Annotated in this window: 1 protein-coding gene; it reads right to left on the bottom strand. The window is 71.9% G+C overall.

Translation table 11 applies throughout. The annotated features are described in order from the left end of the window. Nucleotides 1–81: 81 nt before the first annotated feature. Nucleotides 82–26,949: a non-ribosomal peptide synthase/polyketide synthase gene (locus AB4Z09_RS09050; protein WP_442239587.1), complete on the bottom strand. Its 26,868-nt coding sequence runs from the start codon at nucleotides 26,947–26,949 to the stop codon at nucleotides 82–84.

Here is a 26,949-nt window from a genome sequence, read left to right as displayed (position 1 = left end):
ACGCTAGTCCCCGTACGCCTCCTCCGCTACGAATCGGCGGTGTTGGGGATGTATGCGAAGTTTGTTGTGGCAGGACCGATTTCAGTGCTCCACGAGGTAGTCCTCGAGCAGCGGGCCGATCTCGGCGAGCGCGGTCGGCTCGATCATCTGGTTGTGTTCGCAGTCGATCGTGAACTCGCGGATCCGGCCGGTGACCGCGGACTCCCAGACCTGCGGTGAATGCTCCGGCGCGTCGTGGTCGCTGCCGTCGCCGCGGCCGGCGGTGAAGAACAGCAGGTCCCCGTCGAACACCCCCGGCCGGTAGCGGTTCATGATCCGTGCCGACGTGGTGAAACCGTCGTTGATCCGCTTCAGGTGGGCAGGCGTCAAACCCGTTTCCTGCCCGAGTGATTCGTTGAGCAGGTYGACGGCCTGCGCGTACGTGAGGTCGCGCACGTCGCTGTACGGCGTCAGGTCCAGCCCGAGGCCCTCGAGCAGTTCGATCACCGTCAGGTGCTCGGGTTCCTCCTCGTCCTCGGTCAGGTAGCTGTCCATGATCGCCAGCGTCGCGACTTCCTCTCCGGCGTGGCGGAGTTCGACGGCCATCGCGTGCGCGATCACGCCGCCGAGCGACCACCCGAGCAGGTGGTACGGGCCGTGCGGCTGCACGATGCGGATCTCCTCGACGTACCGGTGCGCGAGCTGCTGGACCGACTCGAAGTCCGGCCCCCCGCTCAGCAGCGGCAACTGCAGCCCGTACGCGGGCCGGTCCTTGGCCAGGTACTGCACCAGACCGGCGTATCCCCACGACAGCCCGATTCCCGGGTGGACGCAGAACAGCGGCGGGCGTTCCCCGCTGGGGCGCAGCGGAATCACCACGCCCAGCGCGTCGTCGACCGGCGACTCGCTGTGTCCGAGGTAGCCGACGGGCAGGTCGATCCGCTTCGCGAGCCCGGACGGTGTCGGGTCGAGGAACATCGTCTGCAGCGGGATCTGGCGGCCGAGCCGGGACTGCAGTTCGGACATGATGCGGGTCGCGATGATGGAGTTGCCGCCGAGATCGAAGAAGCTGTCGTCGATTCCGACGTGCTCGATGCCGAGGACCTCGGCGAACACCTCGGTGACGGCCCGCTCCGTCGCGGTGGTCGGCGGCCGGAACTCGGTGGTCAACGACGTGAATTCCGGGGCGGGCAGGGCCCGCCGGTCGAGCTTGCCCACCGGGGTCAGGGGAATCTCGTCCAGCACCACCACCGCGGACGGGACCATGTGCGCGGGCAGCTGCGCCGCGACGTGCGCGCGCAGTTCGCGCGATTCCACCGAATGCCCCTCGACGGGACGCACGTACGACGCGAGCAGGGTGTCGCCGGACGGCCCGGTGTGCCCGAGCGTCGCGGCGAACGTGACCGCCGGGTGCCGGGTGAGGACGGCGTCGATCTCGCCGAGTTCGATGCGGAAGCCGCGCACCTTGACCTGGAAGTCGGAGCGGCCGATGTACTCGATGGTGTGGTCGGGCCGCCACCGGACGACGTCGCCGGTGCGGTACATCCGGGTGCCGGGCTCGCCGAAGGGGCTGGCGACGAACCGTTCGGCGGTGAGACCGGGCCGGTTGTGATAGCCGCGCGCCAGTCCCGGGCCGGAGATGTACAGCTCGCCGGGCACCCCGATCGGGACCGGACGCAGGCGGCCGTCGAGGACGGCCTCGCGGAATCCGATCGCCGGGCCGCCGATGTTGACCACCTCGCCGGGCTGCATCGGTGCGCTGACGCTGGCCTGGATCGTGGTCTCGGTGGGGCCGTAGCCGTTGAACATCCGGCGTCCGGGGGCCCACTTGGCGACGAGCTCCGGCGGGCAGGCTTCGCCGGCGACGGCGAGGACCCGCAGCGATTCGAGACCCTCGTCCTCGATCGACGCGAGCGCGGTCGGGGTGATGAACCCGTGTGTGACGCCCTCGCGGGAGAGGAGTTCGGTCAGTTCGGTGCCGCCGTAGACGGTGGGCGGCACGATCACCAGGCGGGCGCCGGCACTGAACGCCATCATCATCTCGAACACCGAGGCGTCGAAGCTCGGCGAGGCGAGGTGCGAGACCCGCGACTGCGGGGTGACGGTGAACCGGTTCCGTTCCTCCGCGGTGAGGTTCGCGATCCCCAGGTGCGTGACGATGACGCCCTTGGGTAGACCCGTCGACCCCGACGTGTAGATCAGGTACGCCGGATGGGCGAGGTGCAGCGGGGAGGTCCGGTCGTCGTCGGTGACCGGCGCCGCCGAGGCGGCCGCCATCTGCGCGTCGAGTTCGCCGTCGTCGACGACCAGCCACGGTACGGTGTCGGGCAGTCGTTCCCGCAGCGCCGACGTGGTCAGGCCGACCCTGCTGGCGGAGTCGGTGAGCATGTGCGCGATGCGTTCGGCCGGGTAGTTGGGATCGACCGGGACGAACGCGGCACCGGCCTTGGCGATCGCCCAGATCGACAGGATCTCCTCGGTCGAGCGGGGCATCCCGAGAGCCACGAAGGTCTCCGGGCCCACACCGCGACTGCTGAGCACCCGCGCCAGCCGGTTGGACTGCTCGTCGAGCTCGCGGTACGCGACGGTGCGGCCGAGGTAGGACAGCGCGACCGCGTCGGGCTCCACGGCGGCGGCACCGGACAGGAGTTCGGGCCACACGTGCGGCGAGACCGCGGTCTCCCCCGCCGCCGGCGCGAGCTCGTCGAGCTCCGCGGCATCGAGGATTTCGATGTCACCGACCGGGCGGGTCGGATCGGCGGTGACGGCCTCGAGGACCCGTACGAAGCGTTCCGTGAACCCGCGGACGGTGTGCTCGTCGAACAGGTCGGTCGCGAAGTCGAGCGAGGCCTGGATCCCGGCGGGCGAGCCGTCGTCGGTGAAATCCTCCGCGAGAACGAGTTCGAGGTCCTCCTTGGCGACCTGGGCGTCGATGCCGACACCCTCGACGACGAGTCCGGGCAGCTCGAGCCGCGGCCGTTCGTTGTTCTGGAACTCGATGGAGACCTGGAACAGCGGCGAATAGGACGTGGACCGGGGCGGGTTGAGTTCCTCGACGAGGCGCTCGAACGGGACCTCCGCGTGTCCGAACGCAGCGAGGTCGGATTCGCGGATCTGCCGCAGGATGTGGTCGAACGATTCGCCGTGGCCGACCCGGGTGCGCAACACCAGGGTGTTGACGAACATGCCGACCAACTCGTCGAGCGCGACCTCGCCGCGGCCGGCGATGGGGGTGCCGATCGCGATGTCGTCGGTGTCGGCGAGCCGGGCGAGCAGCGTCGCCAGCGCCGCGTGCATCGCCATGAACATGCTCGCGCCGTGCCGGTGCGCGATCTCGGTGATCCGGGTGTGGAGTTCGGCGGGGACCTGGAACTCGATGCGCCCGCCGCGGAAGCTCTGCTGCACCGGCCGGGGGCGGTCGGTGGGCAGCTGGATGACGTCCGGCAGCCCGGCGAGTTCGCCGGTCCAGAACTCCAGCTGGCGGCGCAGCAGCGACTCGGGGTCGCTGTCCGAGCCGAGCAGTTCGTGCTGCCACAGCGTGAAGTCGGCGTACTGGACGGGCAGCGGCGTCCACTGCGGCACCGCACCGGCGGCGCGGGCGGTGTAGGCGGCCATCAGATCCCGGCCGAGCGGGGCCATCGAGTAGCCGTCGGCGCAGATGTGGTGGACGACGATCACCAACGCGTGGTCGGTCGGCCCGAGCCGCAACAGTTCCGCCCGCACCGGGGGCGCCACGGTGACGTCGAAACCGGCGGAGGCGAACGCGATGATCCGCTCGCGCAGCTCGGTCCCGTCGGACACCTCGATCGGGGTGAGATCGGTGAGCACCTCGCCGACCGGCACGACGCGCTGCGACGGGGCGCGGTCGACCACCGGGTAGGCGGTGCGGAGCGACTCGTGGCGTTCGAGGACGTCCCCCACCGCGGCGCGCAGCGCTTCGGCGTCGAGGTGTCCGCTCAGGTTGATCGCCATCGGAATGTTGTAGGCCGCCGACGCGGTGTCGAACTGGTTGATGAACCACATCCGCTGCTGGGCGAGCGACAGCGGGATCCGGTCGGGCCGCTCGCGCCGGGTCAGTTCCGGGCGCCCGTACGCCGCGGTCGTCTCGCGTTCGCGCGAGATCCACTGCGCGAGGCTGTGGATGGTGGGCGCCTCGAACAGCGCTCGAACCGGGATGTCGGCGTCCAGGACGCCGCTGAGCCGGGCGGTGACCCGGGTCGCGATCAGCGAGTTGCCGCCCAGGTCGAAGAAGCTGTCCTCGATGCCGATCCGGTCGACCCCGAGGACCTCGGAGAAGATGTCGGACAGCGTGTACTCGAGCGGGTTGGTCGGCGCCCGGAACTCGCCGGTGGTGAACGCGAACTCCGGTTCGGGCAGCGCGGCGCGATCGAGCTTGCCGACGGGGGTGAGCGGGATCTCGTCGAGCACCGTGATCGAGGCCGGCACCATGTGCGACGGCAAGCGCGACGAGAGTCGGTCGGTCAGTGCGGACGTCACCACCGTCGCGTCGGCGCGGGGTACCACGTACGACACCAGCACCGTGTCACCGGCCGGTCCGGGCACCCCGACGGTGATCGCGACGCTCACGGTGGGATCGGCCATCAGTTCGGTGTCGATCTCGCCGAGTTCGATGCGGAATCCGCGGACCTTGACCTGGAAGTCGGAGCGGCCGACGTATTCGATCGTGTGGTCCGGACGCCAGCGCACGATGTCGCCGGTGCGGTACATCCGCTCCCCCGGCTTGCCGAACGGGTTCGCGACGAAGCGTTCGGCGGACAGCCCGGGCCGACGGTGGTAGCCGCGGGCCAGCCCGAGGCCGGTGATGTACAGCTCGCCGGGGACGCCGACCGGGACCGGTTGCAGGCGTCCGTCGAGGACGAGTTCGCCGACACCGCGGATCGGCCCGCCGATCGTGATCGGGTCGCCGGGGGTCATCGGCGCGCTGATGTTCGACATGATCGTCGTCTCGGTGGGGCCGTACGCGTTGTGCAGGTCCCGTCCGGGCGCCCACCGGGCGACCAGGTCCGGCGGGCAGGCCTCGCCGCCGAAGACGACGTGGGCGAAGTGGTCCAGGCCGGTGGGGTCGACCGTGCCGAGGGCCGCGGTGGTGATGAACGCGTGCGTGACACGCTCGGATGCGAGCAGGTGCGCGAGGTCGGCGCCGCCGAACACTGTGGGTTCGGCGATCACCATCGTCGCGCCCACCCCGAAGGCCTGCAGGTACTCGAACACCGCGCCGTCGAAGCTGGGGGTCGAGAAGTGCAACGTCCGGGACTGCGCGGTCGCCCCGAGTCGTTCCTGCTGGTCGAGCGCGAAGTTGTCGAGTCCCTGATGGGTCACGACCACGCCCTTGGGCCGGCCCGTCGACCCGGAGGTGTAGACGACGTAGGCGGCGTGGTGCAGGCCGAGCGGGGCGGTGCGCTCGGCGGCGGTGACGGGTGCGTCGGAGTGCTGGTCGCACGCGGCCACGAACTCGGGATCCTCGAGCGTCAACCAGGTGACGGTGTCGGGCAACTCGTGCCGGTGCGCGGCGACGGTGAGCCCGAGCCCGGCCCCGGAGTCGGCCAGCATGTGCTCGATCCGTTCGAGCGGATAGTTCGGGTCGACCGGGACGAACGCGCCACCGGCCTTGGCGACCGCCCACACCGCGAGTACCGACTCGACGGACCGCGGAATGCCGAGCGCCACATACGATTCCGGTCCGACGCCCTGGTCGATGAGGAACCGGGCGATGCGCGACGAACGCGTGTCGAGTTCGCGGTAGGTGACCTCGCGGCCGGAGAACGACAGCGCGATCGCGTCGGGGTCCAGGGCCGCGGCGTCGGCGAAGATCTCCGGCAGGGTCCGGGTGGACCCGCCGACGGCGCCGAGTACCGGTGCCAGCTCGCGCCGTTCGGGCTCGGTCAGCAGATCCAGCCGCGACAGCGGCTGGTCGGGGTCGGCGACGAGGCGGTCGAGCACCACCGCGACGCGGGTCGCGATCGACTCCACCGTGTCGCTGTCGAAGAACGCCGGGAAGTACTCGAACTTGAGGTTGAGGCTGCCGTTCACCGACGCGACCAGCGACAGCGGGTAGTGCGCGGCGTCGCGGCCGTCGATGCCGGTGACCCTCATGCCCGCGATGTCGGTGTCGGCGGTGAGCGCCTGCCGGTCCACGGGGTACGACTCGAACACCGTCAGCGTGTCGAAGGTGGTGGCCGGCCCGGTGGCCTTCTGGATGTCGGCGAGACCGAGGTAGTGGTGGTCGAGCAGCGTGGCCTGCTCCCGCTGCACGCGGTCGAGGAGATCACTGAGCGTCTCCCCGGCGTCGAGGGTGACCCGGACGGGCAGCGTGTTGATGAACAGGCCGACCATGGACTCGATGCCGGGGATCTGCGGCGGCCGGCCCGAGACGGTGCCACCGAACAGGACGTCGCTGCGCCCGGTCATCGCGCCCAGGACGATGCCCCACGCGACCTGGACGACGGTGTTCAGGGTCAGGCCCCGCTCCCGGACGAGGGAGCGCAGCGTGTCGGTCTGCGCCGGTGACAGCGCGAGTTCGAACTCCTCGGTGCCCGTCGTCGCCCCGTCGCCGGGGGCGGTCGGCGCCAGCAGGCTCGGCTCCTCGAGTCCGGCGAGCGCGCGCCGCCACGCGTCGGTCGATTCGGTGGTGTCCTGTCGCGCCATCCACGCGAGGTAGTCGCGGTACGGGTGCACGCGGGGCAGCGCCGAGGCGTCGCCGTCGGTGGCGTACAGCGTCAGCAGGTCCCGCAGCACCAGCGGCGTGGACCAGCCGTCGAGCAGGATGTGGTGGTTGGTGATGACCAGGCGGTGGTCCCCGTCACCCAGGTCGACCAGCGTCATCCGGATCGCCGGGGCCGTCGTCAGGTCGAACTTGGTGAGGCGGTCGGCGAGGGTGAGCTCGGCGAACCGGCGGGCGCGCGCCGCGGGGTCGAGCCGCGAGAGGTCCACCTCGGTCCACGGCAGCTCCACCCGTTCCGGGATCACCTGGACCGTGCCGACGGCCTCCGCGGCCCGGTGATCGGGCTGGACGAAGGCGGCCCGCAGGTTCGGGTGCCGGTCCAGCAGCGCCTGTCCGGCCCGCCACAGCCGGTCGGTGTCGACCGTTCCGCCCAGCGAGAGGGTCAACTGGACGAGGTACGCGTCGACGGACGCGTCGGAGTACGCGGCGTGGAAGTGCAGGCCGGACTGCAGCGGCGACAACGACCACACGTCGGCGAGGTTCGGGAAACGGCTCTCGAGTGCGTCGATGGACCCCTGGTCGAGCGGCACCAGATCCAGGTCCGACGGTGTCAGTCCGCCCGCACCCGGATGCTCGGCGTGCCGCGCCAGCGCGGACAGTGCCCGGACCCACAGGTCCGCCAGTTCGCCGACGTCGACCGACGCGAGGACACCGCGTGGGAACGCCCACGTCGCCCGCAGGCGCGGTCCGTCCGGTGTCTCGGTGACCACCGCATTGACGTCGAGGACGCTCGCGACGGGCAGCGACCCGTCGGGGGCGTCGTCGAGTTCGGTGTCGCCCACCGGCAGCCACCCGACGTCACCGGCGCCGGCCGTGCCGCCGAGCCTGCCCAGGTAGTTGAAGCTGACCTGCGGAACCGGCAACGCGGCGAGCACGGGGGCGGTCTGCGGGTTGAGGTAGCGCAGCATGCCGAACCCGATGCCGTGATCCGGGATCGCCAGCAGCTGCTCCTTGACCGCCTTCATCGCCGCACCGGCGGCCGGGCCGGCCGCGAACGCGTCGTCGACGTCGATGCCGCCGAGATCGAGCCGGACCGGGAAGATCGTCGTGAACCAGCCGACGGTGCGGCCCAGGTCGGCGCCGGCCACCACCTGGTCCTCGCGGCCGTGTCCCTCGAGATTCACCAGTGCGGTGCCGGTGTCGTGGCCGCGGGTGCGGCGCCACCGGGTGAGCGCCATCGCGAGCGCCGCCAGCAGGCCGTCGTTGACGTTGCCGTGGTACGCGTTCGGCACGGTGGTCAGCAGCGCCTCGGTCACCGCGGCGGGCAACTCGACGGACACCTTGTCGACGGTCCCGGTGACATCGACGGACGGATCGAGCGGCCGCGCGCCGATCACCGGGTCGTCGGTGGACAGGGCGGACCGCCACAGCTCGAGCTCGCGGTCGCGGCCCGGGGTGCCGCCGACCGCGGCGTCGGCCAGCGCGTGCGCCCACCGCCGCAGGGAGGTTCCGGTGGCCGGCAGGTCGGGGACCTCCCCGGCCGCGACGGCCGACCACGCGGCCGCCAGATCGGGCACGAGGATCCGCCACGAGACACCGTCGACGGCGAGATGGTGGACCACCAGCAGCAGCCGCCCGCCGCGCGGGCCGGCGTCGAACCAGACCGCCTGCAGCAGGACACCGGTCGCCGGATCGAGGCGGCCCGCCGCCCCGTCCAGTGCCGCGGCGGCCGCGGCGGTGAAGGCCGGGCCGGTCAGCTCGTCGACCGGCACCCGCGTGAGGAGGTCGGCGGCGGACACCGAGCCGACGGGCCGGACCTGCATGCTGGGCTCGCCGTGGTCGAGCGACTGCAGCAGCGCCCGCAGCATGTCGTGCCGGTCCACCACGGCCTGCAGGGTCCGCTCGAGCCGATCCCGGTCGACGGCGGCCGGCAGGGCCAGCAGCGCGGTCTGTGTGTACCGGCGGATGGCGTCGCCCGGCCCGCGGCCCAGCAGCCAGCGCATGATCGGGGTGAGCGGGAACTCGCCGACACCGCCGCCGGGCAGCTCCTCGAGGTGCACCGGTGTCTCGCCGCCGGCGGCGACCGACACGGCGGCAAGGCCGGCGACGGATCGGTGTTCGAACACGTCCCGCGGCGAGAACGCGATTCCCGCGGCCTTGGCCCGCGAGACCAGCTGGATCGACATGATGCTGTCGCCGCCGAGCGCGAAGAACGAATCGTCCACGCCCACCGAATCGAGCCCGAGGACCTCGGCGAACAGGTCGGCGAGCACCCGTTCCGCCTCGGTCTGCGGGGCGCGGCCGATCGTGGTGCGGGCCCCGAAGTCCGGTTCCGGCAGGGCCTTGCGGTCGAGCTTGCCGTTCGCAGTGAGCGGGAGTTCGTCGAGCACCACGAGGGCGGCCGGCACCATGTACGAGGTCAGCTCGGCGCCGACCTGGTCGAGCACGTCCTGTGGGTCGAGGTCGAATCCCTGTTCGCGGACCGTGTAGCCGACCAGCCGGGCGCCACCGTGATCGCCCTCGTGGACGGTCACCACCGCCTGCGCCACCCCCGGGTACCGCAGCAGCGCCGACTCGATCTCGCCGAGCTCGATGCGGAACCCGCGGATCTTGACCTGGAAGTCGCTGCGGCCCAGGTATTCGAGGCGGCCGTCGCGGTTCCAGCGGGCCAGGTCGCCGGTGCGGTACATGCGCTCGCCGGGCGCCCCGAACGGGTCGGCGACGAACCGCCCCGACGTGAGGGCGGCGCGGCCGAGGTAGCCGCGGGTGAGCTGGTCGCCGGCGACGTACATCTCGCCGGTCACCCCGGCCGGGACCGGGTGCAGGCGTTCGTCGAGGACCACCACCCGCAGGCCGGGGATCGCGCGTCCGATCACGCTCGCGTTCGCCTCCGCCGCGTAGTCGCGGTCGAGGTCGAGCCGGGTGACGTGCACGGTGGTCTCGGTGATGCCGTACATGTTGACCAGGCGCGGCGCGGTGTCCGGGTGCCGCGCGTACCACCGTCCGAGCTGGCCCAGATCCAGCGCCTCGCCGCCGAAGATGACGTAGCGCAGTGCCAGTTCCGCAGTGTCCGTCGAGGTTTCGCCGGCCAGCCGGTCGGCCTCGGCGACCTGGTAGAAGGCGGTCGGGGTCTGGTTGAGCACCGTCACCCGCTCGGCGCGCAGCAGGTCGAGGAACATCTCCGGCGAGCGCGCGGTGTAGAAGTCGACCACGACGAGGCGGCCACCGTGCAGCAGCGGCCCCCACAGCTCCCACACCGAGAAGTCGAACGCGTACGAGTGGAACATCGTCCACACGTCGGTCTCGTCGAACCCGAACGTCGCGGCGGTGTTCTCGAAGAGGGTCAGCACGTTGCGGTGGGTGACCTGCACTCCCTTGGGCCGCCCCGTCGATCCGGAGGTGTAGATGACGTACGCGACGTCGTCGGGGCGCAGCGGGACCCGGCGGTCGGCGTCGGTGACCGGACGGTCTGGCAGCGCAGCGAGCGCGTCGATCACCGCGGCGTCGTCGAGGCGTACCAGCGGCACGTCGGTGGGCGGGATCGCGTCGGCGTCGGCGTCGGTGGTCAACACGCACACCGGCGCGGAGTCCTCGAGCATGAACGCGAGCCGATCCGCCGGGTAGGTGACATCGATCGGCAGGTAGCCGGCCCCCGCCTTGATCACGGCGAGCAGCGCGACCACCAGATCCAGCGACCGGGGCAGCGCCACCGCCACGAGCGACTCGGGGGCCGCCCCGAGCGCGACGAGGTGCCGGGCGAGGCGGTTGGCCCGCCCGTCGAGCTCGGCGTAGCTGAGGGTCACCCCGTCGAAGGTGAGCGCCTCGGCGTCCGCGAACCGGGCCGTGGTCACCGCCAGCCGGTCGGCGAGCGTGGCCTCCGGCGCGCGGGACCCCGCGGCGTTCCAGTCCCGCAGCAGCACGGCGAACTCGGCGTCGGTGGCGATGCCGACGTCGCCGGTCGGACGGCCCGGGTCGGCGGTCAGGGCCTCGACCAGGCGGACGAACCGCTGCGCCAGTTCGGCGACCGTRTCGGCGTCGAACAGATCCGTCGCGTACGTGAAGGCCGCGGTGATACCGGCCGGGACGCCCCGCTCGTCGTGGCGTTCGGCGAGCGTCAGCTGGAGGTCGAACTTGGCGACTTCGAGCTCCGCGTCCACCGGTTCGGCGGTCAGGCCGGGCAGCTCCAGGCGGGGCAGCTCGTTGTTCTGGAACTCGAGCATCACCTGGAACAGCGGCGAGTGCGCCGTCGACCGCTCGGGGGCCAGGACGTCGACGAGCCGCTCGAACGGCAGATCCGCGTGCCCGAACGCCGCCAGGTCGAACTCCTTGGTCCGGGCCAGCAGTTCCTCGAACCCGTCGGCGGGGGCGGCACGGCTGCGCAGCACCAGCGTGCCCACGAACATGCCCACCAGGTTGTCGAGTTCGGCCTCGCCGCGGCCCGCGATCGGGGTGCCGATCGCGATGTCGTCGCTGCCGCTCAGCTTGGCGAGCAGCACCGCCAGCGCGGCGTGCGCGGCCATGAACATCGTCGCGCCGCCCCGGCGGGCGAGGTCGGCGAGCGCGCGGTGCACGTCGGCGGGAATCTCGAAGTGCACGCGGGCACCGTCGAAGCTCTGCTGCACCGGCCGGGGTCGGTCGGTGGGCAGGGCGATCGCCTCGGGCAGACCGGCCAGCGCGTCGGTCCAGAACGCCAGCTGGCGGTGGACCAGCGATTCCGGGTCGTCCTCCGAACCGAGCACGTCGCGCTGCCACAGCGCGAAGTCCGCGTACTGCACCGGCAGCGGCGCCCACTGCGGAAGGTGCCCGCCGGTGCGGGCCATGTACGCGGTCATGACGTCACGGGCCAGTGGGGCCATCGAGAACCCGTCGGCGCAGATGTGGTGCACCACGATCGCCAGCACGTGCTCGGTGGGGCCGAGCCGGAGCAGTTCGGCCCGCACCGGCACCGCGGCGGTGACGTCGAAGCCGCGGGAGATCAGCGCCGCCACCCGTGCCGGCACCTCGTCCGGCGGAACGTCGATCACGGTCAGATCGGGGGCCGCCTCGGCGGCCGGGACGATCTGCTGCACCGGCCCCCCGTCGCGGGACGGGAAGAACGTCCGCAACGACTCGTGCCGGTCGAGGACGTCGCGGACCGCGACTCGCAGCGCGGCCGCGTCGAGGTCCCCGGACAGCCGCACCGCCAGCGGGATGTTGTAGGCGGCCGAGTCGGTGTCGAACTGGTTGATGAACCACATCCGCTGCTGCGCCAGCGACAGCGGCACCCGGTGCGGTCGCGCCATCGGCACCAGCGCCGGCCGGGAGACCGCCGTCCCCTGGTTCCGCTCGATCCAGCGGGCGAGTTCGTGCGCGGTCGGCGCCTCGAACAACGAGCGCACCCCGACGTCCACGCCGAGTGCGGCGGCGAGCCGGGCGGTGACCCGGGTCGCGATCAGCGAGTTGCCGCCGAGCTCGAAGAAGCTGTCGTCGACACCGATCCGCTCCAGGCCGAGGACCTCGCCGAACACCTCGGTGACGGTCTGCTCGGTGGGGGTGGTCGGCGCCCGGAACGTCGTCGCGGCCGGCAGGAACTCGGGTTCCGGCAGCGCCGCGCGGTCGAGCTTGCCGATCGGGGTCAGCGGGAGCTCGTCGAGGACCATGATGCTCGACGGCACCATGTGGACGGGCAGTCGTGCCGCGGCGTAGTCCCGCAGCTCGCCGGGCTCGGGTCGCGCGTCCGCGTTGGGCAGCACGTACGTCACCAGCGCGGTGTCGCCGCCGGGGCCGGGACGGCCGAGCGTGACCGCGAAGCGGATCGCCGGATGGTCGCCGAACGCGGTGTCGATGTCGCCGAGTTCGATGCGGAAGCCGCGCACCTTCACCTGGAAATCGGAGCGACCGATGTACTCGACGGTGTGATCGGGTCGCACCCGCACCACGTCGCCGGTGCGGTACATGCGCTCGCCCGGCACGCCGTGCGGGTTGGCGACGAACCGTTCGGCGGTCAGACCCGGCCGACGGTGGTAGCCGCGCGCCAGTCCGCACCCGGCGATGTACAGCTCGCCCGGCACGCCGACCGGGACCGGCCGCAGGCTCGGGTCGAGGACGAGTTCGGTCACACCCCGCAGCGGGGCGCCGATCGTGACGGTCTCCCCCGTCACCAGCGGTGCGCTGGCGTTCGCGATCACCGTCGTCTCGGTGGGTCCGTAGCCGTTGTAGAAGCGTCGACCGTGCGCCCAGCGGGCCACCAGTTCCGGCGGGACCGCCTCCCCGCCGACCATGACCTCGACCAGCTCGTCGAGGTCTGAGGGCTCCACGGTGGCGGCGGCGGCCGTGGTGAGCCACGTATGCGTGACGTGCTGCTCGCGGATCAGCTCGGCGAGCTCGCTGCCGCCGTACACGGTGGTCGGTGCGATCACCATGGTCGCGCCCGCGCCGAACGCCACCAGGTAATCCAGGACCGCCGCGTCGAAGCTCGGCGTCGAGAAGTGCAGGGTCCGCGACGACGGCCGCGTCGCGAAGCGCGCCAGGTAGTCCTCGGACAGGTTGTCCAGGCCCTCGTGCGAGAGGACGACGCCCTTCGGGATGCCGGTGGTGCCGGACGTGTAGATCACGTAGGCGGGATGGGCCAGTCGCAGTGGCACCGTCCGGTCCGCATCGGTGACCGGCGCCGCCGGTGTCGCGTCGCAGCGCGCGCCGAACCCGGCGTCGTCGAGCACGTGCCACGGCACGGTGCCCGGTAGCCGGTCGCGGGACCCGGTCACCGTCAGACCGACGTCGGCGCCGGAATCGTCGAGCATGAAGGCGATGCGTTCGGACGGGTAGTTCGGGTCGACGGGGACGAACGCGGCCCCGGTCTTGGTGACCGCCCACACCGCGACGATCGACTCGATCGACCGGGGGATTCCCAGGGCGACGAACGATTCCGGCCCGATTCCCTCCTCGACGAGCAGGCGCGCCAACCGGTTCGACCGTTCGTCGAGCTCGCGGTAGGACACCTCGGTGGCGCCGGAGACCAGCGCGACCGCGTCGGGGTCCGCGGCGGCGGCGGCGGTGAACAGCGCGGGCAGGGTCCGCACGGATCGGCCGGGACGTCCCCGCAGCGGCACCAGATCGGCCCACTCCTCGTCGGAGAGCAACCGCAGCCGGGCCAGCGTGCACTGCGGATCCTCGGAGATGTCGGCGAGGATCCGGGCGACGCGGTCCGCGAGGGCCTGCGCGGTGGCGCGGTCGAACAGGTCCGGCAGGTATTCGAGCTTCATCCGCAGCCGGTCGTCGGCGTTCGCGACCAGCGTCAACGGGTAGTGGGCGGCGTCGGTCCCCTCGTGGATGTGGACCAGCCGCAGGCCGGCGATGTCCGCGTCGGTGACCGCGGACCGGTCGACCGGGTACGACTCGAACACGGTGAGGGTGTCGAACGCGAGCGCCGGTCCGGCCGCGTTCTGGATCTCGGTCAACCCCACGTGGTGGTGGTCGAGCAGCCCGGCCTGCTCGGCCTGCACCCGGCGCAGCAACTCGCCCACGGACTCGCGCGGATCGAGGCGCACCCGCACCGGGAGCGTGTTGATGAACAGGCCGATCATCGACTCGATGCCGGGGATGTGCGGCGGCCGGCCCGACACCGTGCCGCCGAAGACGACGTCGTCGCGGTCGGTGAGCGCGCCGAGCACGATCGCCCACGCGGCCTGCACCATCGTGTTGAGCGTGACACCCAGCTGGCGGCCGATCGCGGCGAGCCGGCCGGTGCCGGCCGCGTCCAGCACCGTCTCCACCGCGTCCGGCATCGTGGACTGCTCGCGGGCGCGGTCGAGCGGCGCGAGCAGGGTCGGCTCCTCGATCCCGGTGAGGGCGTCCGCCCACGCCCGCACCGAGTGTGCGGAGTCCTGGGCGGCGATCCATGCCAGGTAGTCGCGGTACGGATGCACCCGGGGCAGCGCGGAGGCGTCGCCGTCGGTGGCGTACAAAGTCAGCAACTCCTGCATCATCAGCGGCGTCGACCAGCCGTCGAGCAGGATGTGGTGGTTGGTGAGCACCAGCCGGTGCTCGTCGGGTCCGGTGCGCGCCAGCAGGAACCGGATCAGGGGCGCGGCGGCCATGTCGAACCGCTGCGCCCGGTCGGCGGCCAGCAGCCGGGACAGCTCCGTCGCCCGCACCGGCTCGTCGAGTTCGGAGAGATCCACCTCGGTCCACGGCAGCTCGGCGCCGTCGACGATCACCTGGACCGGCGTCCCGTCGGTGGCGTGCACGAACGCGGCCCGCAGGTTGGGATGCCGGTCGAGCATCGCCTGACCCGCGCGCCGCAGGCGCTGCGGATCGGCGCCCCGCACGTCGAGCATCATCTGCACCATGTAGGCGTCGACGGACTGTTCCGCGATCTGCGCGTGGAACAGCAGGCCGGACTGCAGCGGGGAGAGCGACCACACGTCGGCGAGTGCGGGGAAGCGCTGTTCGAGACGCTCGATCTCGACCTGGTCGAGCGCGACCAGATCCAGGTCAGAGGGTGTCGCGCCGCCCGCGCCCGGCCGGGACACGTGCCGGGCGAGCGCGATCAGTGCCTCGGTCCACAGGTCCGCCAACTCCCCCACCTCGGCGGCCGTCAGCACACCGGCCGGGAACGCCCACGTGGCCCGGATCCGGGAGCCGTCCCGGCCGTCGGTGGTGACGGCGTTGATGTCGAGCGCCGACGCGACGGGCAGATCGGCGTCCTGCAGGATCCCCAGGTCGGCGTCGTCGGTCGGCACCCAGCCCGCGTCGCGTTGATCGTCGGGCACGCTCGCGGTGAGCCGGCCCAGATAGTTGAAGCTGACCTGGGGTGCGCGCAGGCCGCCGAGGTCCTGCTCACCGTCCGGATCGAGGTAGCGCAGCATCCCGTAGCCGATGCCGTGGTCCGGAACGGCGAGGAGCTGTTCCTTGACCGCCTTTACCGCCGCGCCAGCGCCGCGACCGCCGGTGAACGCGTCGTCGACGTCCACCCCGGTGAGGTCCAGCCGCACCGGGAACAGGGTGGTGAACCAGCCGACGGTCCGGCCCAGGTCGGCGCCCGGCAGCACGTGGTCCTCGCGCCCGTGCCCCTCGAGGGTGACCAGCGCGTCGTCGCTGTCGACCCCGCGACCGCGGCGCCACCGGACCAGCGCGAGCGCCAGCGCGGTCAGCAGGCCGTCGTTGACGCTGCCGCGGAACGCGTCCGGCACGGTCGTCAGCAGTGCCTCGGTGACGTCCGGGGACACCTCCACGGTGACACTCTCGACCGTCGCCGCGACATCGACCGCGGGGTCGAGAGGACGCGACCCCAGGACCGGGTCGGGGCCGGCGAGCATCCCCCGCCACAGATCCAGCTCGCCGCGGCGCTCCGGTGCGGCGTCGACGAGGCCGTGCGCCCACCGGCGCATCGACGTCCCCACCGGCGCGGGGGCCGGCTGCTCACCCGCGACGATCCGCGCCCACGCGATCGCCAGGTCCGGAACCAGGATCCGCCAGGACACCCCGTCCACGACCAGGTGATGAACGACGACGAGCAGGCGTCCGCGGTCGGTGCGGGAGTCCAGCCACACCACCTGGACCATCTCACCGGCCGCGGGATCGAGCCGGTCCTCGGCGGCATCGAGTTCGGCGCGCACGATCTCCGCGAACGCGTCGGTGCCGGGAGTCGCCCCGTCGACGTCCACGCGGCGGATCAGCCACTCCGCGTACACCGATCCCGGCGGCGGCACCGTCATGCGGTGCTCGCCGGGACGGGTGAGGGCGCGGAGCATGTCGTGCCGGTCCAGGACCGCCTGCACCGCGCCCGCGAGGCCGGCCTCGTCGAGGCCGTCGGGCGCGGTGAGCAACGCCGCCTGCGAGAACCGGTCGTGGTGGCCGCCGCGGCCGAGCAACCAGTGCGCCACCGGCAGCAGCGGCACGTCACCGAGCCCGCCACCGTCGAGTTCGGTCAGCACCGTCTCGCCGGGGCCCGACTGGGCGACGGCGGCCAGCGCCGCGATCGTCTTGTGCTCGAAGACGTCCCGTGGCGAGAAGTGCAGGCCCAGCGCCTTCGCCCGCGAGACCAGCTGGATCGACATGATGCTGTCGCCGCCGAGCGCGAAGAACGAATCGTCCACGCCGACCGCGTCGAGACCCAGGACATCCGCGAACAGCCCGGCCAGATCCTGCTCGCGTGCAGACCGCGGCGCCCGGCCGGTCGTGACGCGCGTCCCGAAGTCCGGTGCCGGCAGCGCCTTGCGGTCCACTTTGCCCGCCGGGCCCAGCGGCAGCCGGTCGAGCACGGTCACCGCGGACGGCACCATGTACGACGGCAGCAGCGTCCCGACGAACTCGGTGATCTCGCCGGCATCGAGTTCGGCGCCGGGTTCGGGCACGACGTAGCCCGCCAGCCGGCTCGCGGGACCGGACCCGTCGACGGTGACGACGGCCGTCGCGACCCCGTCGTGGCGGCGCAGCGCGGACTCGATCTCGCCCAGCTCGATGCGGAACCCGCGGATCTTGACCTGGAAGTCGGTGCGGCCCAGATACTCGAGCTGCCCCGACCCGTTCCAGCGGACCAGGTCGCCGGTGCGGTACATCCGTTCACCGGGCCCGCCGAACGGGTTCGCGACGAAGCGCTCCCCGGTGATGCCGGGGCGGTCGTGGTAGCCGCGGGCCAGCCCGGTCCCGAGCACGTACAGTTCGCCGGGCACCCCGCCGGGCACCGGGTGCAGGCGCGAGTCGAGAACCACCGCCCCGACGCCCATCGGTGGCCGGCCGATCGTGACCGGCACCCCGACGGCGAGCGGTTCGCTGACGGCGGCGACGACGGTGGCCTCGGTGGGCCCGTACGCGTTGAACATCCGCCGCCCCGGCGCCCACTGCGCGACCAGTTCCGGCGGGCACGCCTCGCCGCCGGTGACCACGCATTCGATCCGGTCCAGCCCGGTCGGGTCCACCGATCCGAGCGCGGCCGGGGTCACGAACGCGTGGGTCACGGCGCCGTCGCGCAGCACGTCCCGCAGTTCGCCGCCGCCGAGCACCGTCGGCGGCGCGACCACCATCGTCGCGCCCGCACCGATCGCCAGCAGCAGTTCCAGGATCGAGGCGTCGAAGCTCGGTGACGAGAAGTGCAGGGTCCGTGACGCCGGCGTCACCCCGAACCGGGTCCGTTCCTCGGCCGCGAAGTTCGCCAGGCCGCGGTGCGAGACGACGACGCCCTTCGGGGTGCCGGTCGATCCGGACGTGTAGATCAGGTAAGCGGGATGGTCGAGGAGCAGCGGCCGGATCCGGTCCGCGTCGGTGATCGACCCGGCCGGCTGACGGCGCACCTCCTGCCGGACGTCCCTGTCGTCGAGCACGATCCAGTCGGTGGCCTGCGGCAGCGTGTCGCGGTGCGCGGTGGTGGTGAGGCCGACGGCGGCTCCGGAATCGGCGAGCATGTGCGCGATCCGGTCCGGCGGGTAGTTCGGGTCCACCGGCACGAACGCCGCCCCGGCCTTGGCCACCGCCCACGTCGCGGTCACCGACTCGAGCGACCGGGCCAGGGCGAGGGCCACCACCGATTCCGGGCCCACCCCGTGCTCGATCAGCAGCCGGGACAGTCGATCCGACCGGGTGTCGAGTTCGCGGTACGACAGCTCGCGCCCTTCGAACACCACCGCGGTGGACTCGGGATCGATGACGGTCGCGGCCGCCAACAGTTCGGGCAGGGTGCGGGCGGGCACGCCGGCGCCGCCGCTCACCGGGGCGAGGGCCGCCCGCTCGTCGCTGGTGAGCAGGTCGACGTCGCCGACCCGGGTGGTCGGATCGGCCGTGACCGCGCGCAGCACCGCCGTGAACCGTTCGGCGAGCCGGGCGACGGTCGCGGGATCGAAGAGATCGGTCGCGAACGTGAATCCGGCGGTGATCCCTTCCGGTTCCCCGGACTCGGCGAAATCCTCGGTCAGCGTGAGCTGCAGATCGAAGTTCGCGATCTCGGCCGCGGCGTCCACGGTCGTGACGGTCAGCCCGGGCAGTTCGAGTCGCGGCCGGTCGGTGTTGCGGAACTCGAGCATCACCTGGAACAGCGGCGTGTGCGCGGTGGAGCGTTCCGGGGCGAGCGCGTCGACCAGCCGCTCGAACGGCAGGTCGGCGTGGTGGAAGGCGTCGAGGTCGGAGTCGCGGACACCGGCGAGCAGCGCCGAGTAGGTGGCGTCGGGATCGAACCGGCTGCGCAGCACGAGGGTGTTGACGAACATGCCGACGAGGTCGTCGAGCGCCGCCTCCCCGCGACCGGCGATCGGGGTGCCGACCGCGACGTCGTCGGTGTCGCCCAGCCGGGCCAGCAGCGCGGCCAGGGCGGCGTGCACCGCCATGAACACCGTCGAATTGTGGCCGCGGGCGATCGCGACCAGGCGCCGGTGCGTGTCGTCGTCGATGCGGAAGTCGTGGACCGCGCCCCTCATCGAGCGTTCCGCGGGCCGCGGTCGGTCGGTCGGCAGCTCCAGCACCTCCGGGAGCCCGTCGAGGGTGCGGGCCCAGTAGTCGAGCTGGGTCGAGAGCAGGCTGTCGGGGTCGTCGGTGCTGCCGAGCACGCGGTGCTGCCACAGCGCGAAGTCGGCGTACTGCACCGGCAACGGCTCCCAGCCCGGCATCTCCCCTGCGGCGCGGGCCACGTAGGCGGTCATGAGATCCCGCGCGAGCGGGGCCATCGAGAAGCCGTCCGCGCAGATGTGGTGGACGACGATGACGAGCACATGACTGTGCGGGGCCAGCCGCAACAGCATCGACCGGACGGGCGGGGCGAGCGTGACGTCGAATCCGGTGCCCCCGAACTCCGCGATCCGCTCCGGCGCCTCGGTCTCGGACACCGTGACCGGCTCCAGTTCGGGGACGACGGCCGCGGTGGGCAGCACCACCTGGGTGGGCTCGCCGTCGACCATCGGGAACCGGGTGCGCAGCGATTCGTGCCGGTCCAGGACGTCGGCGATCGCGGCCCGCAACCCGTGCCGGTCGAGGTCGCCGTCGAGGCGCACCGGCAGCACGACGTTGTAGGACGGCGAGGTGGTGTCGAACTGGTTGATGAACCACATTCGCTTCTGCGCCAGCGACACCGGCACCGGGGTGGGCCGCTCCCCCGCCGACAGCGGTGGCCGGTCGGCGCCGCGGGTACCCGCGGACGCGATCCGCAGCGCCAGCGCGGACACGGTGGGGGCGTCGAAGACCTCGCGCACCCCGACCCGGGTGTCGAGGGCGGTGTTGACGCGCGCGACCAGCCGGGTCGCGGTGAGCGAGTTGCCGCCCAGGTCGAAGAAGCTGTCGTACACCCCGACCCGGGGCGCGCCGACCAGTTCGGCGAAGATCGACGCCAGGATCTCCTCGACCGGGGTGCGCGGCGCAACGAATTCGGTTTCCGCGGAACGGAACTCGGGGGCGGGCAGGGCGCCGCGGTCGAGCTTGCCGGTGGCACCGAGCGGGAACTCGTCGACGACGAGGATCTGGGTCGGCACCATGTACGCGGGCAGCGACTCGGCGACCGCGTCCCGCAGGGCGGCGGGGTCGACCGTCGCGTCCGGATCGGCGATGACGTAGCCGATGAGCGCCTCGCCGATGATCTCGTCGCGGCGCACCACGACGACGGCCTGCGCCACCCCCGGCTGCGCGAGCAGCGCCGACTCGACCTCGCCCAGTTCGATCCGCAGGCCGCGGAGCTTGACCTGGAAGTCGGTCCGGCCGAGGTAATCGAGTGAGTAGTCGAGTCGCCCCGATCTCTTCCAGCGCACCACGTCGCCGGTGCGGTACATCCGCGAGCCGGGCGGCCCGAACGGGTCGGGGACGAACCGCTCCGCGGTCAGGTCGGGGCGGCCGACGTACCCGCGGGCCAGCTGGACACCCGCGAGGTACAGCTCGCCGGGCACGCCCACCGGGACCGGATGCAGCCGCGAATCCAGCACGAACACCTGCGTGTTCCACACCGGCGCACCGATCGGCACGCTCACCCGATCGGCGTCGGTGTACTGCCGGTACGTGACGTCGACCGCCGCCTCGGTGGGGCCGTACAGGTTGTGCAGGTCGGCACCGGACGCGGCGGCGAACTCCGCGAATGCGGCCGCCGTCGCGGGCGGCAGCGCCTCGCCGCTGCAGAACACCATCCGCAGCGACCGGCACTGCGCCGGCCGGCCGCCGACGACGAACGCCGCGAGCATCGACGGCACGAAGTGCGCGACGGTGACCTGACGATCCTCGATCAGCTGGGACAGGTAGGCGGGATCGCGGTGCCCGTCGGGGATCGCGATCGCCAGGCTCGCGCCGGTCTGCAACGGCCAGAAGAACTCCCACACCGAGACGTCGAAGGTCGCGGGTGTCTTCTGCACCACCACGTCGGACGCGGTGAGCCGGTACTGCCCCTGCATCCACGACAGCCGGTTCACGATCGCGCGGTGGCTCACCGCCACACCCTTGGGTCGTCCGGTGGAGCCCGACGTGTAGATGACGTACGCGACGTCGTCCGGGCACAGCGGGGCGCGGCGTTCCTCGGGGCGGATCGGGCTGTCGTCGCGGTCGCCGAGGTCGAGCCCGTCGATCTCCACGACGTCCACACCGGCGGGCATCCGCCCGCGGTCCCGTCGGGTGCCGAGCACGCACACCGGTTGCGAGCTGTCGAGCACGTACTCGGTGCGGGCGAAGGGATGGTCCGGGTCGAGCGGAACGTAGGCGCCGCCCGCCTCGACGACCGCGTACATCGCGACGAGCAGGTCGAACGAGCGCCGGATCGACAGGGCGACCCGGGTGTCCGGTCCCACCCCGCGCTCGATCAGTTCGCGGGCGAGCCGGTGCACGCGGGAGGCGAACTGCGCGTACGTCAGTTCCTCGTCGCCGAACGTGAGCGCGACCGCGTGCGGAGTGCGGCGCACCTGCGCGTCGAACAGGCCCGCGAGGGTGCTCACGGGCACCGCGTGGCCGGTGGCGTTCCATTCGCCGAGCACCAGTTCGCGTTCCCCGTCGACGAGGACGTCGATGTCGCCGACCCGGATCGCGGTGTCGACGGTGATCGACTCGAGGATCCGCACGAAGCGGTCCGCGAACCCTGCCACCGTCGACGGATCGAACAGATCGGTCGCGTACGACACCGTCGCGTCGATGCTGCCGGGCCGGCCCTCCTCGTCGGTGCTCTCGGTGAGGATCCACTGCATGTCGAACTTGGCTGTGCCGGTATGAACCTCGGAGACCTCGACCGCGAGACCGGGCAGTTCCAGTCGGTTCTGGTCGGCGTTGTCCGAGCCCTGCAGCACCAGCATCACCTGGAACAGCGGCGAGTACGCGCCCGACCGTGTCGGATCGAGCACCTCGACCAGTCGCTCGAACGGCACGTCGGTGTTGCCGAGGGCGGCCAGGTCGGTGGCGCGGGTGCGGGCCAGCAGATCGCTGAACGTGGACGCGGGTTCCACCTGGGTGCGCAGCACCAGCGTGCCGGCGAACATGCCGATCAGGTCGTCGAGTTCGGCCTCGCCGCGGCCCGACACCGGGGAGCCGATCGAGATGTCGGAGGTGCCGCTCGATCGGGCGAGCAGCACCGCGAGGGCGGCGTGCAGCACCATGAACAGGCTCGCCTCGTACTCGCCGGCCACCTCGAGCAGGCGCCGGTGCAGATGCGGCGCGATCGTGAAGTCGGCTTCGGCGCCCCGCATCGACTGCTGCGGCGGCCGGGGCCGGTCGGTGGGCAACTCGAGCAGGTCGGGCGCACCGGCCAGTTCGCCACGCCAGTGGTCCAGTTGACGCGAGACCAGACTGTGCGGGTCGTCCTCCGCGCCCAGCAGGTCGCGCTGCCACAGCGAGTAGTCGGTGTACTGGACCGCGAGCGGCGACCATTCGGGGGGTGTGCCCGCGGCGCGGGCGCCGTAGGCGACCATCACGTCCCGCGCCAGCGGCGCCATCGACAGCCCATCCGCGGCGATGTGGTGCACCACGAGCGTCAGGACGTGCTCGGTCGGTCCGAGCCGCCACAGGTTCGCCCGCACCGGCGGCGCCGACGTCACGTCGAACGCCGCCGTCGCGGCGGCTGTCATCCGCTGCGGCAGTTCGTCCTCCGTCACGGTGACCGGTTCGAGGTCGGGTGCGACCTGCGCGGTCGGGCGCACCGACTGGACCGGGCCGTCCGGGGTGTTGGGGAACACCGTCCGCAACGCCTCGTGCCGCTCGAACACGTCCGTGAGCGCGGTGCGCAGGGCCCGGACGTCGAGATCGCCCGTCATCTTCACCGCGATCGGAATGTTGTACGCCGCGGAGGTGGGGTCGAACTGGTTGACGAACCACATTCGCTGCTGCGCCGCCGAGACCGGCACCGGCCCGTCGTGGTCGCGTGGCACCAGCGGCGGCCGCGCCCCGTGGCCGGGGCCGGCGGCCTCGACGCGGGCGGCGAGTTCACCGACGGTGGGGGCCTCGAACAGATCGAGGACGCCCAGTTCGGTGCCGAGGGTCGCGTTGATGCGGGCCACGATGCGGGTCGCGGTGAGCGAGTTGCCGCCCAGGTCGAAGAAGCTGTCGGTGGTGCCGATCCGTTCGATGCCCAGCAGTTCGGAGAACACGCCGGCGATCTTCTTCTCGTCGAGCGTGCTCGGCGCCCGGAATTCGCCGGTGCCCGTGTCGAATCGGGGTTCCGGCAGGGCGCGCCGATCCAGCTTGCCTGCCGGGGTCAGCGGCAGCGACTCGAGCACGACGACGCTGGCGGGCACCATGTGCGGGGGCAGCACGTCCGCGACGTGGGTGATGACGTCGCCGCCGAGCCGATTGCCTGCACCGCCGGCGTGGAGGTCCTGGTTGCTGTCGGGCTGGACATAGGCCACCAGGAGGGTGTCCCCGGCCGGCCCCACGAAACCGGTTGCGAGCGCGAACCCGACCTCGGGGTGCGATCGCAGCGCGGCCTCGACCTCGCCGAGTTCGATGCGGTAGCCGCGGATCTTGATCTGGAAGTCGGTGCGGCCGAGATACTCGAGCGTGTACTCGCGTCCGCCCGATCGCTTCCAGCGCACCAGGTCGCCGGTCCGGTACATGCGGTCGCCTGCGGGGCCGAACGGGTTCGCGACGAAACGCTCGCCGGTGATACCGGGGCGGTCGTGGTAGCCGCGGGCCAGCCCGTCGCCGTACACGTAGAGTTCGCCCGCCACGCCGACCGGCACCGGGCGCAGCCGACCGTCGAGCACCAGCGCCCCGGTCCCGAGCGGTGGACTGCCGATCGCGACGTCGCGGCCCACCTCGAGCGGTCCGGACACGCTCGACACCACCGTCGCCTCGGTGGGGCCGTACGCGTTGAACATCCGGTGCCGGGGCGCCCACTGTTCGACCAGGTACGGCGGGCAGGCCTCGCCGCCGGTCACGACGCACTCCAGATCGGTGAGCGCCACCGGATCGACCGACCCGAGCGCGGCGGGTGTCACGAACGCGTGGGTGACGTGCTCCTGCCGCAACAGCCGGGTCAGTTCGGCGCCACCGTAGATCGTCGGCGGCGCGATCACCATGGTCGCGCCCGCGCCGACCGCGAGCATCAGTTCCAGCACCGACGCGTCGAAGCTCGGTGACGAGAAGTGCAGGGTCCGCGACTCGGGCCGCACCCCGTACCGGACCCGTTCGTCCTCGGCGAAGTTCGCCAGGCCCCGATGGGTCACCGCGACGCCCTTCGGGGTGCCGGTCGATCCCGACGTGTAGATCAGATAGGCGGGATGGTCGATGCGGATGCCGGCGATCCGGTCGGCGTCGGTGACCGGATCGGTCGGCCACTGGCGGACCTGCTCGGCGAAGCCCGGCGCATCGAGCACCAGCGTCGCGACGGTGTCGGCGACCGCGTCGGTGTGCGCCGCGACCGTCAGCGCCAGGACCGCACCGGAGTCGGTGAGCATGTGCTCGATCCGGTCGGCCGGATAGTTCGGGTCCACGGGAACGAACGCCGCGCCGGTCTTCGCGGCCGCCCACACCGAGGTCACCGACTCGATCGACCGCGGCATCGACAGCGCCACCACCGTCTCGGGGCCCACCCCTCGCGCGATCAGCATGCGCGCCAACCGATTCGACTGCTCGTCGAGTTCGCGGTAGGTGACGTCCCGGCCCTCGTACGTCAGCGCGACCCGATCCGGGTCCCGGCGTGCGGCGCCGTCGAGCAGGTCGGCCAGGGTGCGCGGTGTGACGCCGTCGCCTCCCCACACCCCGGACAACGCCAGGCGTTCGTCGTCGCCGAGCAGGTCGATGTCGGCGACGGGGGTGGACGGATCGTCGAGCACCGCGTCGAGTACCCGGACGAAACGTGACGCGAGCGCCTCGATGGTCTCGCGGTCGAACATGTCCGTCGCATACGCGAACGAGGCGTCCATCCCGTCGTGCACACGGTCTGCGCCGTCGGCATCGAACCGCTGCTCGACGGTCAGGCGCAGGTCGAGCGCGGACAGGTCGGGCCCCGCGTCCGCGCCCCGGACGAGCAGGTCGTCGAGCTCGAGGTGGGGGGTGCGTCCGTCGCGGAACTCGAGCATCACCTGGAACAGCGGAGAGTGCGCGTTCTCCCGCGTCCGGTCCAGCGCCTCCACCAGCTGCGCGAACGGGGTCTCGGCGTGCCGGAACGCGGCCAGGTCGGATCTGCACACGGCGGTGAGCAGTTCGTCGAACGTGATCCCCGGCGGCAGTGTGGTGCGCAGGGCGAGCGTGTTGACGAATTCGCCGCCCGCGGCGCGGCCGGCGACCGGGGTCCCGATCGCGATGTCGTCCACGTCGGCCAGACGCGACAGCAACACCGCCAGTGCCGCGTGCACGGCACCGAACACCGTGCACCCGCGCTCGGCGGCCAGCTCTGTCAGGGCCCGGTGGGCGTGCGGCGCGATCGCGAAGTCCACCCGGTCGCCGTCCAGCGCGCGGCGCGACGGGCGCGGGCGATCGGACGGCAGCGACAGGATGTCGGGCAGCCCCGCCAGCTCGCGGGACCAGAACTCGAGCTGCGCCGCGGTCCGCAGCAGCTGCGCTCCCACCGCCGAGCTCTCCGTGTGGATGTCGGCGACGCGGGTCTCGGGGGCCGCGAGGACGAACTCGTCGATCAGCTCGAGGAACCGCCGGTGGTGGGTGCGCAGCGCATCCTCGGTGTAGCGCCCGGGGTTCGCCCGGAATTCGACGAATGTCCTTGTCGGGGTTCCACTCTGGACGAAGTTGACCAGCAGGTCCTCGACCGGGCCGGACGTGACGATGTGATACTCGCCGACGATCGGCCCCAGTGTCATCTGTTGATGGAACAGCATCACGTTGACCATCGGGCCGGCCAGTCCTCGCGCGGTGCCGGTCAACCCGGCGTCGCGGCGGATGTCCTCGATGCTGCACCGCTGGTGCCGCAGCGCGCCCATCAACTCCAGTTGGATCCGTCCGACGACGTCGGCGACGGTGTCGTTGGGCAGCACCGTCGCCCGCAGCGGCGCGACGTTGACGAGCATGCCGCCCGACCGCTGCAACGGGGCGGTGGTCCGCGCCGACACCGGCATGTTGACCAGCACGTCCGTGCGGCCGGTCATCCGGCTCAGGTAGCACGCGAAGGCCGCGATCAGCACCGCCGCCGGGGTGGCCTCGAGGCGCCGGTCGGTGGTGTCGAGGGCCTCGATCACCGCCGCGGGCAGCGGGGCGCTCGCGACCCGGCTGACGGCCTCGACGGGCGCGTCGTTCTCGGCGAGCGTCGACCCGGACTCGATGCCCGCGATGYGGTCGGCCCAATACTCGCGATCGGCCTGGAATCGGCTCGACGCCCGGTACTTCTGGTCGATCGCGAGGAGTTCGCGAAGATCGAGGGCGCGAGGCGGCTCGAGGTCACGCTGTTCCACGGCCGCGGTGTAGAGCGCGGCGATGCGGTTCGCCATGGTCATTCCGCTGTAGCCGTCGAGGGCTACGTGGTGAATTCTGGTGTACCACAGATAGTCTCGATCGCCGATCTGCAGGATCGTCATGTCGACAAGAGGATCCCGGGTCAGGTCGATCGGGACCGAGTGGTCGTGGTCCATCCACGCGTGCGCCGCGGCCATCGGGTCGGGCTGTTCGCGCAGGTCCACCTGCCCGATCGACGTGTCGATGTCGGGATCGAGCAGCTGCCACGGCTCGCCGTCGACGTCGACCAGTCGCAGGTACGGCGACTGGAACTCCTCCCCCGTAATCAGCGCGCACCGGCGGAGCAGCTCGATGTCGAGGTCGCCGTGTAGCGCCACATACTGTGCGATGAAAATCGGAACGCTCGGCCGGAGCTGCTGGGCGAACCACATACTCCGCTGCACCGAGGACAGCGGAAAAGCCTCGGTGGGTAGATCCGGATGATCGGAACCGCGTGAGCCGGGTTCCCGAGATCCTGACAACGTCAT

The sequence above is a fragment of the Rhodococcus sp. TAF43 genome, assembly GCF_052113525.1.
In the GTDB taxonomy this organism is placed as follows: Bacteria; Actinomycetota; Actinomycetes; order Mycobacteriales; family Mycobacteriaceae; genus Prescottella.
Note: the sequence above shows the minus strand (reverse complement) of the source record. Positions and strands in the feature narration are given on the sequence as shown.